Source organism: Pseudomonas sp. PvP028 (assembly GCF_017832255.1).
Taxonomy (GTDB): Bacteria; Pseudomonadota; Gammaproteobacteria; order Pseudomonadales; family Pseudomonadaceae; genus Aquipseudomonas; species Aquipseudomonas syringae.
On sequence record NZ_JAFIBL010000001.1, the window covers coordinates 4,339,129 to 4,354,980 of the forward strand.

Genomic DNA, 15,852 nt, shown 5'->3' on the forward strand with positions numbered 1-15,852 from the left:
TTAATATAAAAAAATGGTGCAACACGCCCCCGTATTGCCACCCCCGTGTGCGTACGTGGACAACATGGACAGGGATAGGAGTTGATCGTCATGCCAACGTTACTCGCTGCCTTTAGATCGCCGCCGCAGGCGTTATGGCTTCACTCTGTGGGACGATTGTCATCAGACAACCCTCTAGTTACTCAGAGTGATTCGCATTTCCCTGCGCTACCTGGCGCACCTCAGACTCAATAAACATCGATAAAAGAAGTTATCACTATTAACGAGTGCATTGCTTATGGTTAGCATTCTCGCTTTTCTTAACACGCATGACTTTTTACTAGTGCGTGCTCTTGGGCAACGTTATCGCTCCACGTTCAACCTCTTGTTAAGTCAGTATAAATTTTGTATGACGCCCTACATATAATCTGTTTGGTCGCAGGGCTTGAAGAGTACAAAGCACTTACTTATTCATTTGCTGAATCAAGGCTGCGCCTTGGCGTGTCTCTTTATAAACGGAAAAAGGAACCCCGATGAACATGCAACAGCTTTTCCCGCATCTCGGCAAAGTGATCTCCGGTATTGGAAGCCGTCAGTTCGCTCGCTTGCTCCACGAGATGATTACCGCTTCATTGCCCGTGGATGCGACCCATGTCATTCAGGGACTCAGTCGATCTACGAATGAAGTCACCGGCGCTCAGGCCATAGGTGCATTTGGCGGAAACCTACACCAGGTGCTCACTCCCGGGGTCGATAGCAGACGTCTGGAGCCTGTTCTGTTGAGCCCGACAGAGCTGGCAGATACGCGCATCGACAGATCCATCAGGTTCGAGTCGCCCACTTACAGCGCGCAAGAGAAGCCAGGTCATGTGCCCTCCCACGCCGCTCTCCCCCAAGTACACCTCGCTTACCCGGGAAAGGGGGAATATGTGCTGTCGGTTTATCGATCACCCTCTGCCAAGGCATTCACCAGTCAAGAGCGCGCCCGACTCAAAGACCTGTCCTGGGTCGTATTGCCCATCGTGAAGCAACACATTGCGACCGTGACACCTACCCTCGTTTCGACAAACCCCTTGCCTGTCACAAAAAGCCTGAAAAACAAAGATGCCATGGAAGGCCTGCGCCAGCGTTTCCTGGGCCGCCTCGAGGCATCGGCGCTAAGCCTGTCTTCGCGCGAAACCGAAGTGTGCGTCGGCCTGCTGGCTGGTCTCACGGTGCCTCAACTGGCAGAAAGGCTTGATCTGAAAGTCAGCACAGTGGAGAGCTACTTCAAGCGCGCGGCGGTAAAAATGGGCATCGCGGGTCGCAGTGCGCTACTTCGCTGGTTGCATGCAGAGCAGCGCATGCAGCATCCAATCCCAGTAGAGATGTTTCAGGCGGCTGTCTGAGCAGAGTGCGGTTTTATGGTCGTTCCACATTAAAGGATTCTCCCACCGTGCAGCGGTACGGTCTGTAGACCAGTTGATACCCGTCTCGACCGCGACCGCCGCGCCATCCGGCGTATGCCGGACGTCATTGCCGTCCCCTCGACTGATCAATGTCGAGGGTAAACGACAATACTGTGCAGGTTTGTGCGTATAGCGCTATTCCTCTAGCGCATAAAAAAACCCGCCGAAGCGGGTCGTTTTTCTATCAATACCATTCCGACATCCTGTCAGTAGCCGTCCCGGCAATGGTGATCATCCTTGACCTCCGAAGCGCCTCCTGCGCAACGGTTGATGGCTATAGATTGCTACTTCGCGAGCACGTCGTACAGGGCTGATGCACTCCAGCGCGTGTAAGCCTTTCGCTATAGGTTCAACTATGGCGCAGCGAGATCACCCCTGTTCAAACTCGATCAACACCTTGCCGATGTGCTGTGCTGCGGCGAAATACGCGTAGGCTTCGGGGGCCTCGGCGAATTTGAATGTCCTGGCGACTACCGTTTCAATTCCATTCGCTTCGATGGCTCGTATAAGGTCGACAAACATCTCGCGGCTGCCGTTGGCAATGCCTCTGATTGTGACGTTTTTGAGGATCAGCGACAGGTAGTCGGGAATCGGCGAGTGCTGACCTGGCGTCACGCCTATTACTGCAATACGTCCGTTGACGGCAGCCGCCGCGATCGATTGCCCCAGGGTGTCCTGGCCTCCTGTCTCGATAATAATGTCGGCACCTGCGTTATCACTGAGCGCCATGACTTGCGCTGCCCAGTCCGGGTGCGTGCGGTAATTGATCGTGATGTCGGCGCCAAGCTGACGCGCGATTTCAAGCTTCTCGTCACTCGATGAGGTGATCGCCACGCGTGCGCCGTGAAGCCTGGCCAGTTTCAACGCGGCCAGCGCCACTCCGCCGGTCCCCAGGCACAGAACGAGTTCACCCGGTTTGACCTTGCACACCACCATCAGCGCGTTCCAGGCGGTCAGGCCTGCAGATGCCAGTGCGGCAACGTCCTTGTCAGCCAACGCGTCCGGTACGTGAATCAATGCGGCGGCGGGCAATACGACTTTTTCAGCCAGCCAGCCGTCATGGGTGACACCGACATCGTGGGCGAACACACTGCTGCGAAATTCGCCTTGCAGCCAGTTGGGAAAGTGACCGCAGATGACCCGGTCGCCCGGTTTGACCTGGCTAACGCCCTCGCCTACCGCGATGACTTCACCCACGCCTTCGGACACGGGAATGCGTTCTGGTAATTGTCTGGGGCCGTACGTGCCACGCAGGATTTGCACATCCCGGCTGATGAGGCTCACCAGGCGCGGCGCCACTATGGCCTGCCCCGGCCCGGCGATCGGCTCGGGCCGAGTGGTCGCGGTCAAAGCGTCCAGGCCTTGTTGAGATCCGATCTGAAAAGCTTTCATGAACATAATCCTTATGCAGTCAGCGCGAAGAGGTGTCTGTATCGCGCCTTGAAAAATATCGTGTGGCCCTTTTCAGAGCCGCGTGTTTTTCAATGTGTCGCCTACACGATACCTGCTCAACGCTGAGCATCAAGTCCGACACTCACATCCCGGCCGCCCTTTTCAACCGTCTGGCGTGGCGTAACGGCAAGGCGCAGCGTTGCGCCACGCTCGTGCTTACGCCATGTGCACCAGGTTACTGCGGTAGCTGGCAGCCCTTTTTCTTCAAAGACTCCAGGACCCAGGAGCGATCGTTTTCTCCGCTGGCGATCTGTTCCAGTTGCTTTTGTTCGGCATGGTGTTTGGCTGAGGCGCGATCATAGACGTCGGCGACTTGGTCGTAGGGTACGCACAGCAAGCCATCCTCATCGCCTATGACCAGATCACCCGGTTCGATCACCATCCCGTCGATTGCAATGGCCACGTTGATCTCACCCGGTCCGTCCTTGTAGGGGCCACGGTGGGAAATGCCCGCTGCGAACATCGGGAATGTCCCGGCAGCAATGCTCCCTGCGTCCCGAATCGCGCCGTTGATGACGATGCCTGCCACGCCACGCTTCACCGCATAAGCCACCATCATCTCGCCGATGAGCGCGTTGCTCAGATCTCCCCCCGCATCCACCACGATCACATCGCCAGGCTCGGCGATATCAATGGCGTAATGGAGCATGAGGTTGTCACCGGGCCGCGCTTTCACAGTCAATGCCGGCCCCGCCAGCACACCTTCACGGTGCATCGGACGCAGGCGAGCGCCGCCTGCGGTCATTCGATTCATCGAATCGCTGACATTCGCGACGGGTACGTCGCGATAACGTGACACCCACTCGGCGCTGACTTTGCGGGCTGCTTCGAGGACTCGGAATCCTATCGTCATGGGGCATATCTCTCTTGAAATTATGGGGTGCCGCCGAAAAGCTGCGTAATGCTAATTTCAGAATCACATTTCATTTAGAATCAATCAAGCAGTAAAAAAGAATTCATAACCCTTTTTAGATCGATAAAAATCAATATAGTGAAATGGCATTTCATTATGGTAGGGTTTAGGCATCGGGTTGAAGTTGCTGCCCGGTCGCACACCAAACGCGAACGCAAACAAGAACAAGGTACGCATCCATGACCCGCAAGATTCTGCTGACAGGCCCCGCCCTGGCACACGACGCGATGAGCTATGCGAATGATCTGGGCATTCAGATTTTCCCCTCCACCCCCTACCTATCGGCTGAAGAGCTCACCTCGCTCATCCGCGACGTACAGCCCGACGCGATCATCGTCAGGCAAGGCAAGCTCACGCGAGAAATGATCGAAGCATCCCCCAGGCTCAAGGCGGTCGCCAAGCATGGGGTCGGCTACGACACCATCGATATTCAGGCGGCGGCAGAGAAAGGAGTCCCTGTCATGATCGCTCTCGGGGCGAATGCGCAATCCGTGGCCGAACATGCCTTTGCACTCATGTTCAGCGTGGCTCGACAAATTGCCTGGCTGGATGCCCGTACACGTCAGGGGCATTGGGACAAGGCCACCGCCAACGGCATCGAGCTGTTCGGCAAGACATTGGGGCTGGTTGGCCTGGGGGCGATCGGCAGCGTCCTGATGGATCTGGTTGCGCCTTTGCAGATGAAGGTCAAGGTCTTCGACCCTTACCTCAAAACGCTACCCGAACGTTCACACGTCGAGCGCGAAACCGACTTTGACCGCCTGATCGAATCGAGCGATATCATCAGCCTGCATTGCCCGCTGACCGACGAAAATCGGAACCTGATCAGTACCGCGCAACTGAACCGCATGCGCTCCAATTGCATCTTGATCAATACTGCTCGCGGCGAACTGGTCGATACTCAGGCGCTTATCCAGGCGCTGCAAACCAACAGGATCGCAGGCGCGGGGCTGGACACGTTCAATCCGGAGCCGCCTGCTGCCGACAGTCCGCTGTGGCAACTGCCGAATCTTGTTGCCACCCCGCATACGGGTGCCAATACCACCGAATCCCGTGATCGCGTGGGGCTGCTGGCTGTTCAACAGATCGTCAAAGTATGGGACGGCGACGCGCTTGATCCTCGCTGTATCGTGAATCGCCAATTGCTCGATAGCTGATCCAGCTTGCGCCCTGCTGCCGAGCTGGCGGGGCAAACATCTACCGTTTCTCCACAAAAATAAACACAGGAGAGCACCATGGCCCGCACCCAACCGACGCAACCGGTCACCGAACTCGAGCGCACCACCATGCGCCGAGTCGCATGGCGACTGCTTCCCTTCCTTATCCTCTGTTACCTGATAGCGATCATCGACCGGGGCAATATCGGCATGGCATCGCTGCAGATGAATCATGACCTTGGCCTTAGCCCGGCGATCTTCGGTTTCGCGAGCAGCCTGTTCTTTGTCTCGTACTTTTTGGTCGAGGTACCGAGCAACCTGGCCCTGCAGAAATTCGGCGCGCGCATCTGGATTGCACGCATCATGATCACCTGGGGGCTGATTTCCGCAGGTACGGCTTTTGTGCAGGGCGCTAACTCGCTGTACGTCATGCGCTTTCTGCTGGGTGCTGCCGAAGCAGGTTTCTTCCCGGGCGTGCTGCTGTACATGACTTACTGGTTGCCGTCGGCCTATCGTGCACGCATGGTGGCGATCTTCATGGTCGCTATTCCAGGTGCAAACTTTCTGGGCTCCCCCCTTTCGGGTTACCTGTTGACACTGGACGGCTGGATGGGCATGAGGGGCTGGCATTGGCTGTTCATTCTTGAGGGTATCCCCGCCATACTGCTGGGAATCGCCTGCCTTTTCATTTTGACGGATCGTCCCGCTCAGGCTCGTTGGCTGGATGACGAACAGCGCACCTGGCTGGTCAACAAGCTGGACGAGGAGCGCAAGCTCAAGACCAACATCGGCCATATCTCGCTGTGGAAGCTGCTCAAGCACAAGGATATATGGGTCATGGCGCTTATCTATTCAGGCGCTTCTGCGGCAGGCAGCACCATGAGTGTCTGGGCACCACAGCTGTTGAAAAGCTTTGGCCTGAGCAATCTGGAGATCGGCTTCGTCAATGCCATCCCCTACGGTATTGCATCGGTTGCCATGATCATCTGGGGGCGCAGTTCGGACCGCAGCAATGAACGTCGCTGGCACACCTCCGCCACCCTGTTTTTGATCACGGCGGGGCTGTTGCTGGCGCTGGTCACGTCCTCTCTACCCGCCACTGTCGTGATGCTGACCATGGTGCTGATCGGCGCCTACTCGATGAAAGGTCCGTTCTGGGCACTGGTGTCCAACTGGCTTTCGAGCAGTACGGCCGCTGCCGGGCTGGCGGCCATCGGCGCCCTGGCGAATCTGATCGGAGGCGGGATCATGGTCAATGCTTATGGTGCTATTCACCAGGCCACGGGAAGTTATGCGATCGCTCTGCTGCCTCTGGCCGCGCTGTGCACGGCTGGTGCAATCGCCGTGGTTGTGATGGGCAGAAGCCGCAAGCGTGAGGCGCATGAGGACGCCAAATCTGCAGAGGTCAACTGAGAAACTGGCGATAACGGTTTGAAACGCTGCCTTGCGCAGCGCTTCAAGTCGGCCGTTTATGGAAACTTCGCACTGCTGCCGGACTCAGACCGCTTCGTCGACCGCCGGTGCGCGATGTGCCACCTTCTCCTCGCCGAAGCTTTTCCCTCCCAGGCTGCGCGTCAGGTCGTCAGCCACCTCGATGAAGATGGAGCGGATCGCTTTTGCGTAGTCGGCGGTCAGCCGCATCGACGGGCCTGAAAGCACCAACGCTCCGATGTTTTCATGCAGCGGGCCAAAAATGGGCAACGCCATTGAGGCCGCATGTGGATCCGTCGCACCGCTCGAGTAAAAAGGCTCCAGCCCATCCTTTGCACGTGCATACGGTGTACGCAATGCTTCGGCACTCGCCGCACCGTCCATGGGGCGCATGTCTCCAGGCTGCATGTGCAATCGCAGACGGTGAGGAGAGTTGACCCGGTACTGACACAACCGATAGGCACCGTGTTTCACATAAAAAGAGGCGGTCTCGCCGGTTTCTCCGGTCAGCTTGTGCAACCTTGGCAACACATGCCGCTCAAGATCCAGGGCATCCTGATAGACCGCATTGAGGCGCATGACTTCGCTCGCGAGCATGTAGCGACCGTCTGCAAGGCGATTGACGAAACCATAGGTTTCCAGGGAAACCATCAAACGCATGATCGTGCTTTTGATCAGTCCGGTGCGCTCTACCAGTTCCACAAGGCTCAAGGCCGAGTCTCCGATCTGAAACGAAGAAAGAACGGTGAGCACCCTATCCGCTGATGCGACTCCATTCACGGCGGGACGTGGACGCGTTTTGACCATCATTAACTCCTGTGCGGCAGATTGCAGCATGAACCTCGAACTCGCACATTATCCGTTAGCTGAAAACGGATAGCCATGAAACCCTTGGTATCAGCCACGCTGCCCAGGTCAAAAAAACGCCGCCGGCGCAACGTCGGGTCTACAGTTTCATGTCCAGCCATGGACAGAAGCACCTGGCATGCGGCATCGATGTCGGCGGCTACCGATATTCGCTACGTTCAAGCATGGCTCGACAAGCGCCGCCCGTTACAAGAAACTTGGCATCACGGTTGTGCTTGTGTCGAAGTTCTGCCTCGGCACGAAGATCTTTGGCACCTCGGCCCGGCAACACGCTGCAGCATGACGAGGTCGACCTCATTACTGCCCGTGCCCTTGACGCAGTTATCCACCTCATCAATACGGCCAACGGAGCACGTTAATGTTTCATGTCATGTTCAGCATGCCCTGCCTGTACGTCATCGCCCGGTTCCTGTGGCCGATGCCTTGGGCGCTATCGGCGAAGATCGCCGTTGCCGTAGTGCTTGTCCTTGCCTCGCAATACCATTTGTATTGCCGGTTTTCTTCCGGCAGCGTGTTCTCGCCGGAGTTTCCTCGCTACGTCGTGATGCTGTTCAACTGGGCGTTCGGCGCAATCCTGTTGCTTGCGGTACTGCAAATCATCGTCGACATCGGCACGTTGCTGACGATGTTGGTGCGCCGGCAGACGCTGAGCATTCCGGCCAATCTGCGTTACTTCATCGGTGTGGCAGCTCTACTGCTGGCAGCAGTCGGCGTCCAGCAGGCTGTGCGCGTGCCGCCGGTGAAAGACATCCAGATCGCGATTAAAAACCTGCCTCCGCAATTCGAGGGCTACCAAGTATTGCAACTGACCGACATGCACATCAGTCGCCTGTTCGATGCGCCTTGGACCCAGGCGGTGGTACAGCAGTCAAATGCGCTGGGGGTGAATCTGATCGTCATCACCGGCGATCTGATTGATGGATCGCTAGGCAACCGGAAACAGGATATCGAGGCCCTGCGCGATTTGCGTGCACCGGACGGCGTATACGTCATCCCCGGCAACCACGAGTACTTTTTCGACAATCAGGCGTGGATGCAGCACTTCGTGTCTCTGGGAATGATCCCTCTCGCCAACAGCCACACGATGATCGAGCACGACGGTGCACGCATCGCTCTGGCCGGCGTCACCGACGTCACTGCGCCGAAAACCGGCTTCCCTGCGCCAGACCTGCAAAAAGCCATAGCAGGCATCGCGAAAGACACGCCGATCATCCTGCTGGACCACCAACCCAGAAACGCGAAGGAAACAGCGACCCACGGCGTAGCGCTGCAACTCTCCGGGCATACCCATGGCGGCATGATCTTCGGTCTTCACTGGTTGCTGGCACTGGCCAATGGCGGATTTGTGTCAGGGCTTTATGATGTGGGCGGAATGCAACTGTACGTCAACAACGGCACCGCCCTCTGGCCCGGGTTTGCCATTCGCCTCGGCAAACCTTCGGAATTGACCCGGATTACGCTTCGGCGGGCGCCTTAGCGCCCCATCAGTGTGGCGCTAGCTCTTATGTACTGAAGATTCGCTCCATCCGTTCACGCGCAGGTCCTGTGAGGCGCTTTATACCGAACAATCGAGCAACCTCCAGGGCCTTGTCTTCGGCATCGACACCCGTCGCCGCAATGCGCAATTCTTCAGCGGCAACCTCTTCTATGGCTCGTGTATCCTCGCTTGAGGCCGGAATCCGGTACGTCGTCCACCCGGCCACATCGCCTTCCGAGTGCCAGACGAATACCTCTTCAAACCCTGCTTGTTGAACATAATGGTGCTGCTCCGCCAATTCCAGCACTCTGTCTCTGATAAGCCGTCCTGATCGTTGGAAGCCATGTGCACGCGCAATACGCTGGATTAAAGCTGAGTCGCGAATCGGCGCTTCCTGGCGCAGCACCTCTTCAATGAGCTGGCGAAGTACCGGAGTGTAACCAGGCAGGTGAAACTGGTCGGCCTGGATCAGTGGCGCCAGAGCAGAAAGGTCGGTTATGCGATAGATACCCTTCTGCCCCGCGGCGGCAGGTGTAAGGCCATGAGACAGCGCGATGCGGCTCTCACCCATCTCTGCTGGCAACTCACTGATGGAAGCAACCCGCTCATCAGGCGACTCTCCACTGATGCGGGGTACGGTGGAGAAGTCTATGACGATGGGCTCGGCCGTTGGCTGTTCGGTTATCTGTTGATCTGCTGTTTCCTGCCTGGATTGCGCCAAAAGATCATTCAACGCTGCGTTCAGTCTCTGCAATGCACCTTCCTTGTCTACCCACCACTCAGTGGACCATAGCCGCACCAGGTTCCAGCCGAGGCCACTGAGAATTGCTCCGCGGACCTTGTCCCGATCACGGGCAGTGGCGGCGCTGTGATAGGTAGCGCCATCGCATTCGACGCCGGCCAGATAGTCACCCGGGCGGTCAGGGTGAACGATTCCCAAGTCAATGCGGAAACGCGACACACCAATCTGCGGCACCACTTGCCAACCGAGGCGCCGTAGCCCTTGAGCGACTGCCTCCTCGAACGGCGAGTCATAACCACCGACCGAGCCCTGTACCGCCTCGGCCAGGGCTTTTGGTCCTCGTTGCGCAAACTCTATGAAATGCTTCAAATCACGGACTGCACGGGCATTGGTGCGGTTCAGGTCGATCATTGAAGGATCAAAGGATGAGAACACCAGCATTTCCCGGCGAGACCGTGTGATCGCCACGTTAAGCCTGCGCCAGCCGCCGTCCTTGTTGAGGGGGCCGAAGTTCATGGACATGACCTGCGCACCCGGCTCGGTAGGACCGTAGCCTATCCCGAGCATGATCAGATCGCGCTCATCACCCTGGACTGTTTCCAGATTCTTGACGACCACCGGCTCGGTCTGTGTGTCCTGAAAAAACGGCTCGATCTGTGGGTATTGCTTGCGGGCGTTGTCCAGCAGGTCATTGATCAGTTTTTGCTGATCAGAGTTGAGCGTGATAATGCCGATCGAATGGCCAGCAGCCACGAACGCTGGATCGGTAAGGCGCTTGACTGTCTCGCTGACGATGGCTTCGGCTTCAGCCTGGTTGTAACGCCCTTTGCCTTTTGCGTAGACGCCGTCGACCCTGCGCCACTCGACGGCACTTGCACGGGTCTCTGCTGCCGGGAAGGTGATGAGATTGCTGTCGTAGTAACGGTGATTGGAGAAGGCAATCAGGCTTTCGTGGCGACTCCGGTAGTGCCAGCTCAGACTGTGACTTGGCACCCCTGCTCCCAGGCATTCGTCCAGAATGCTTTCCATGTCTTCAGCGGTATCGTCGTCGCTGGCATTCGGGCCACGGTTGAAAAAGTTCGTCGGCGGCATTTGACGCGGGTCACCTGCGATAACGACTTGCCTGCCTCGAGCTATCGAACCGATTGCGTCCCATGGAGCAATCTGCGAAGCCTCATCGAAAATGACCAGATCGAAGGGCGGTTGATCGGCGGGCAGGAATTGCGCAATCGACAGCGGGCTCATCAACATGCAAGGGGCCAGGCGATTGAGTGCGTCGCCCATTTCAACAGCCAGTTGCCTGACAGGTTTATGCCGGCGGGACTTCTGCAATTCATGTTTGAGAATGGCAAAGCCGCTGCTCTTGGGGATGTCATTTTTGGAGGGGATCAAGCCACACAGTTTAGCCCGGATGTAACGCACCGTCAGTTTGGCCATTTCGTCGTCCAGACGCACGAAAGCCGCAATGTCGCTCATGTGCTCGGCAGCCACGAAATTCCTCAACAGCGGTTCGCCGTCTATACCTTGCGTGGCGAACCAATGGGCATAGGCCGTGATGAAGGTTTCCTCGCTTGCTGCAGGTGACAGACCCCCTGCTTCGAGCGCACGGGCCAGACTTGCCAAACCAGCCTCACCCGCCTGTTCGCGAACCCGGCACCAATCGCACCATGCCTTGAGTTGCTCCTCCTGTTGCTGGATCGACAGCGAAGTAGCCCGCAAGGCATTAGCGCTCGGTTGTTTATCTGTACCGGCTACAGACAATTCGGCAAACAGTCGAGCGGCGTCTTCATAGCGTGACAAAGCCTGTTGCAAGGCTGATAACGCTACGCCGATTTGCCCGCCCGGCGCCAACATTTCATTTGCCTCAACGACCAGCCGCGCGACGGCGCCGCGCAATGAAACGAGGTGGTCCGGTGATTCGGCCACGCCGCTCATCAGTCCGCGCAGGTTTTCAGCCATTGAGGCTGCACGAAATATCTGTGACACGTCACTGCTCAGGCCCTGCCAGCCCGGGATCGACTGCAGGCCAACGGCTAATGTATCCAGTTCGTTCAGTTGCGCGAGCAGGCGCTCGAAAATCGCCAGGTCGCCAAGCGTGTCCGGCAGGCCTGCTGCGCCACCTGAAGAGGCCAGTTTCTTCGCGACCTTTTTCTTGGCGAAAGTCGCCAGGAACCAGAACTTTCCTTCGGCATCTCGCCATTCGCTGCGCATCGCCTCAACGGGAATGCGCCGGCAGGCTTCGTCTGCATAATCCAGCGACAGACCTTCCTCAAGCTCTCGATAGCTTTCGATTAACTGGCACGCGCGCCGGGCTGCTTCGATACGCGCGACAGCATCGGGTGCAAAAGCGAATGAGAGGTTCAGTCCATAGGACTCCACGACCAGAGTCGCCAATTCGTTAAGGTGCTGAACCTGCGCCGGTTCAGATACAGGCAAGTCAAGGTGAGTCAGGCCAAGAAGTCTTTCACTCGTGGCACTCAGCGCGTCAAGGGCCTGGGGCAGCTCACGTGAGGCATTCGCAATGTGTGCCTGCCAGGCGTTCGACCACTGGGTCTGCGCCAGAGCGCCGAACTTGCCTGACAGATTACGTGCGGCATCACCGTTCAAGCCTAAGCGACGCGCAAGATCGAGCAACTGGCTGTATTCGACGGCATCATGTTGCGTGTCTGCTGGCCAGGTCAGCCTGGGTGTTTGAGGGCCATGATCACGAACCACACGACCGATCGCCTGATGCAAGGAGAGCCCGTTGCTCCAGCGTCGGTGCAGTACCTCGACCAGTTCGTTGAGTCGCGAGCGCAGCGTCTGCAAACGAGTGGCTTCACGTTCCCACGCCTCCGGGCTCAACGCATCGCTGACATCCCAGGCGCGGTCCAGTTGTTTGAGTACTTCAACTTTAGAGGCCTTGCTTGAATGCAGTTCCAGGCAAAACTCGCCAAGCCCCTTCTCTGCCAGGCGACGGTAAACGACGTCCAGGGCTGCGCGCTTCTCTGCCACGAACAGCACGCGACGTCCCAGAGCAAGGTTGTGAGCAATCATGTTGGCAATGGTTTGCGACTTGCCGGTTCCCGGTGGCCCGTCCATGACAAAGCTGTGAGTACCTGCAGATGCCACCACGGCAGATAACTGCGAGGAGTCGGCGGGCAACGGGGTAAAAAGCTCAGCGGGTGTTATCGACGAGTCCAAACGTTCGGGTCGGGGAAACTCGTCTGAACCGGAGAACCCTTCACGGGCGCCACCGGGTTCCAGTAAATGTTTGACCAAGGGGCTTTGCAATAGCTGCGCGGCGTTGGCATTCAGGTCTTTCCACATGAGGTATTTGGCAAATGAGAATGTACCTAACACAAGTTCGGTGCTCACCTCGAAACCCGGTACGTCACGCACTGCTCGCCGCACTACGTTCCAGATACCCGTCACATCAATGCCACTTTCATCACTGGGTAGTTCGCCGTCCAGTCCGGGAATCACCAACTCGAAATCATGGCGCAGCAATTCAAGCAGCGTCAGATTGAAACGCGGTTCTTCATCAAGAAGGCTTAGCGTCACCCCGGACAAAGCACTTTTACGTTCAAGTTTTACCGGCAGCAAAATCAGGGGCGCGGAGTAGGTTTTCGGGTCGTCGGCAGTTTTCTTCCACTTGAGAAAGCCGATGGCCAGAAACAGTGTATTTGCACCGCCCTCTTCCAGATCGCTACGCGCCTTTCGGAACAAATCGATCAGGGTTGCTTCAAGTTTCACCTTCTCCAGACTGGCGAGCACTTCACCTCGAGCCAGCGCCTGACGAGCAACTTCGTCGACCAGGTTCTCATTATTCTGCTGCTCGTACAGGGCCACATCCCGGCCACTGCTTTTCAAGTCAGGTACTGACAGGATGCGAATACGCTGGCCACTGGAAAGCAGATCTTCAAGCACGGCCGGATCCGGGCATATCAGGCGCACGCCCTTTGCGCTGTCCGGAAGGTGCAGGAGACGATTGCGAGTCGTCAGATCCAGAAGTTTGCGTTGCCACAACGTCAGTTTTCCGGCTGGACCTTCGCTATCCGTATTTATTTCGACATCGAACCCCGGGAGTGCCGGAGCCTCCTCCAGCCCTTCAATAGTGGGTGGAGCATCGGCTGTATCATCCGATCCCTCGGTTACTGAGACGAGCGCCATCGGACGAATCTTCTGCATTCGGGCGCGGTGCAAATCGATGGCCATGATGAACTGCTCATCATCTAGCTGACGCTCGGCGACTGTAATCGCCTGGGAGAAGCCCGGCGCAGGTGTCTGTGTGGCAAGCGTGGTTTCGAATACCACCATTTCCTTCAGATCCAGGCGTTTGCGTACTGCCGACGCCTCATCGGTCAACAATTGAGAAAACTCTTGAGGCTGCAACCATACGCCTGCAAATGCGTGTCCCTTAGTCATGATAAGCAGGGCATTCAAGCCCGCCTGCTCCAAAGCTGCAGCAAACAGCAATGCAGTATCCAGGCAGGTCGCCACGCCGTTTTCCAGAACCACACTCGGAGGCCGGACCTTCTGCCCCTGTTGCTCAAAACTGGCCGGGGGTAATGCATAGCTCAACTGAAAGCTGCACACTCCGGACCAAATAGCAGAGGCAAGCTCCCAGGTTCGCGTGCGCGACTTGCTTTCATAGCCGTCGATGCCATCTTTCTTGCCTGCGCGCCGCAAAACCTGTGAGGCCGCTTTGAGTACCCGATCTACTGCGGGATCATTGGGCATGCAAAAAGCCGCAAGCAACTCCGGCATGGCGCTCAAGCCGCCCCACTCTGTGCGCGCCAGCAGTTCTGTCGGGAAGCGTTGCTCGACGAGTACGTCATCGCCCTGGGACAGGCGCATCACCACCTCAGCGCTGAGGCTTTCAGTCAGCCCGGACAAATAACCTGCGTTAAGCTTGATATCACGCTCGGAAATGTTGAGGCGATCACCTGCATGAATGCGGTCTATACGCCATGTGCGGCTCTCTACGAAATCCGGGTCGGTGCTTAAAGTCAGGGTCAGGTTTTCAAAACCGCTTTCTTCCTGGTTCCAGATACTCAATTCACGTACGAGCGGTACGGCGTTCTGGTGGGAGGCGAAACCGATCTTCCGGGCGATCAGCGCCTCAATCTTGATGTTCATTCACGGGCTCCTGCAGATGCGAGCGCTTGCCTCAGAGAGGCAGCCAAATGGGCATATAGTCCATGAGTCATCGACAATAAGGAATGCTTATATCTGAATCAGGCACCTTACCCGGCCGATGGATTCCGCTCGGCCGCCTTGGAGACCTGATCTGGGCGCGGTGCTTCGGTGGCAGCGCAACACATTGTACCGGTCAAACGCTGTGGTAAACGCAAAACCCTGTTGGCTGAATTGCTACGTATCGAAGTCATCCACGAACTACCCGAGCACGAACTGACCTGCGGTTGCCGCAAGCATTTCATTGGCAAGCAGTTGGACATCGTGCGGATGCAAATCCGTGTGATCAAAAACATCCGCAAAGCCTAAGGGCGCCGGGGTTGCGATGGGTATCTGGTTTACGGCCGGGGCCCTATGCAGTTTCTATACATAAAATGGCTGTACTGATTTTTATCCATTCACACCTGAGGTGCAGCAGCCGACAGCTAATGCCGACTATTAGCCACTGTCCATCGTGCGATCATTGTGGGCGAAAGCGAAGAAGCAGAACACCGAAGCCTGCAAAGAGCACCCCGGTAAAACGATCGAACGCTCGGCGCATAGCAGGGCGAGTTAAATATCGGCGGAGTTGAGTTCCGCCTAGCGCATACGCCATGTACCAGAACATCTCGCACGCAGCAAAAGTCATAACCAGAATAATGAGCTGGGTCATTTGCGGCTGGCTGGGAACAATGAACTGAGGCAGGAATGCAGCTGCGAAGAGCAGGAGTTTAGGGTTTCCAAATCCTACAATGAGTCCGTTGATGAACACGCGCCAGCTCGACACCGCTGGGCTCGACACAGGTGCGTCTTGTGGTGATTGCGCTGAACCGCGCCATGCCTTGTAGCCCAGCCAGAAAAGGTAAGCTACGCCGAGATAACGTAGCGCTTCAAATGCTCTTGGGGATGCGGCAAGCAGCGCGCCAAGACCGGCAGCCGAAATACTGAGTACCGCAACAACAGCAACCAGGCAGCCGATCATCGCGGGAATACTTCTTGCGAAACCTAACGAAACGGCTCTGGAAAGCACATGCAACATATTAGGCCCCGGCGTCCCTGACAGCAGGAAAACAGTAACCGCAAATACCCACCACGTGTGCCAGTTCATAGCGTCTCTCTTACGTGCCACGAAGTGTTCAAAGAGTGTTTTCTAATGGCTCCTCTGTCTCGGCCAGATTGTTGATTCTGGCCAAGGCTGCCATTCATCCTACCTGATAGCTCAGTTGGAG

Annotated in this window: 9 protein-coding genes and 1 pseudogene; 5 read left to right on the forward strand and 5 right to left on the reverse strand. The window is 56.9% G+C overall.

Annotated elements, in window-relative coordinates; genetic code table 11:
• Window positions 1-512 precede the first annotated feature (512 nt).
• Complete coding sequence (locus JOE34_RS18705) at window positions 513-1,367, forward strand: helix-turn-helix transcriptional regulator (protein WP_003318748.1); 855 nt, start codon at window positions 513-515, stop codon at window positions 1,365-1,367.
• Window positions 1,368-1,796: 429 nt separating this feature from the next.
• Here the strand turns inward: JOE34_RS18705 and JOE34_RS18710 are convergent, their stop codons facing one another.
• Window positions 1,797-2,819 carry an NAD(P)-dependent alcohol dehydrogenase gene (locus JOE34_RS18710; protein WP_046266288.1) on the reverse strand — a complete coding sequence of 341 codons (1,023 nt, stop codon included), beginning with the start codon at window positions 2,817-2,819 and terminating at the stop codon, window positions 1,797-1,799.
• A 235-nt stretch (window positions 2,820-3,054) separates the two neighbouring features.
• Window positions 3,055-3,732, reverse strand: coding sequence for an RraA family protein (locus JOE34_RS18715; protein WP_003346862.1), 678 nt, complete (start codon window positions 3,730-3,732; stop codon window positions 3,055-3,057).
• 239 nt (window positions 3,733-3,971) lie between these two features.
• Here JOE34_RS18715 and JOE34_RS18720 point away from each other — a divergent pair, with 239 nt between their 5' ends.
• Together JOE34_RS18720 and JOE34_RS18725 are read left to right on the forward strand one after the other, a co-directional pair.
• The gene (locus JOE34_RS18720) at window positions 3,972-4,949 is read left to right on the forward strand and encodes a hydroxyacid dehydrogenase (protein WP_032661760.1); all 978 of its coding nucleotides are present in this window, start codon (window positions 3,972-3,974) and stop codon (window positions 4,947-4,949) included.
• A 78-nt stretch (window positions 4,950-5,027) separates the two neighbouring features.
• A complete protein-coding gene (locus JOE34_RS18725; protein ID WP_209996434.1) occupies window positions 5,028-6,362 on the forward strand; it encodes an MFS transporter in 1,335 nt (444 codons plus the stop codon).
• Window positions 6,363-6,446: 84 nt separating this feature from the next.
• Here JOE34_RS18725 and JOE34_RS18730 read toward each other — a convergent pair whose 3' ends face one another.
• Window positions 6,447-7,187, reverse strand: coding sequence for a helix-turn-helix domain-containing protein (locus JOE34_RS18730; protein WP_003420515.1), 741 nt, complete (start codon window positions 7,185-7,187; stop codon window positions 6,447-6,449).
• A 418-nt stretch (window positions 7,188-7,605) separates the two neighbouring features.
• Here JOE34_RS18730 and JOE34_RS18735 point away from each other — a divergent pair, with 418 nt between their 5' ends.
• A complete protein-coding gene (locus JOE34_RS18735; protein ID WP_004404468.1) occupies window positions 7,606-8,724 on the forward strand; it encodes a metallophosphoesterase in 1,119 nt (372 codons plus the stop codon).
• Between the two features lie 25 nt (window positions 8,725-8,749).
• On the opposite strand, the gene JOE34_RS18740 is transcribed toward JOE34_RS18735, so the two are convergent.
• On the reverse strand, window positions 8,750-14,587 hold the full coding sequence (locus tag JOE34_RS18740; protein ID WP_209996437.1) for a DUF3320 domain-containing protein: 5,838 nt from the start codon (window positions 14,585-14,587) through the stop codon (window positions 8,750-8,752).
• A 183-nt stretch (window positions 14,588-14,770) separates the two neighbouring features.
• Between JOE34_RS18740 and JOE34_RS18745 the strand changes: the two are divergent.
• Window positions 14,771-14,950, forward strand: a pseudogene (locus tag JOE34_RS18745) (IS66 family transposase); the annotation flags it as partial.
• Between the two features lie 154 nt (window positions 14,951-15,104).
• On the opposite strand, the gene JOE34_RS18750 reads toward JOE34_RS18745, so the two are convergent.
• Window positions 15,105-15,731, reverse strand: a complete 627-nt coding sequence (locus JOE34_RS18750; protein ID WP_024648421.1) for a LysE family translocator — start codon at window positions 15,729-15,731, stop codon at window positions 15,105-15,107.
• Window positions 15,732-15,852 lie beyond the last annotated feature (121 nt).

Excerpts from the sequence above, each read along its gene's own strand:
- JOE34_RS18705 (WP_003318748.1), top strand. The coding sequence starts at position 513 with ATGAACATGCAACAGCTTTTCCCGCATCTCGGCAAAGTGATCTCCGGT.
- JOE34_RS18710 (WP_046266288.1), bottom strand. The coding sequence starts at position 2,819 with ATGAAAGCTTTTCAGATCGGATCTCAACAAGGCCTGGACGCTTTGACC.
- JOE34_RS18715 (WP_003346862.1), bottom strand. The coding sequence starts at position 3,732 with ATGACGATAGGATTCCGAGTCCTCGAAGCAGCCCGCAAAGTCAGCGCC.
- JOE34_RS18720 (WP_032661760.1), top strand. The coding sequence starts at position 3,972 with ATGACCCGCAAGATTCTGCTGACAGGCCCCGCCCTGGCACACGACGCG.
- JOE34_RS18725 (WP_209996434.1), top strand. The coding sequence starts at position 5,028 with ATGGCCCGCACCCAACCGACGCAACCGGTCACCGAACTCGAGCGCACC.
- JOE34_RS18730 (WP_003420515.1), bottom strand. The coding sequence starts at position 7,187 with ATGGTCAAAACGCGTCCACGTCCCGCCGTGAATGGAGTCGCATCAGCG.
- JOE34_RS18735 (WP_004404468.1), top strand. The coding sequence starts at position 7,606 with ATGTTTCATGTCATGTTCAGCATGCCCTGCCTGTACGTCATCGCCCGG.
- JOE34_RS18740 (WP_209996437.1), bottom strand. The coding sequence starts at position 14,587 with ATGAACATCAAGATTGAGGCGCTGATCGCCCGGAAGATCGGTTTCGCC.
- JOE34_RS18750 (WP_024648421.1), bottom strand. The coding sequence starts at position 15,731 with ATGAACTGGCACACGTGGTGGGTATTTGCGGTTACTGTTTTCCTGCTG.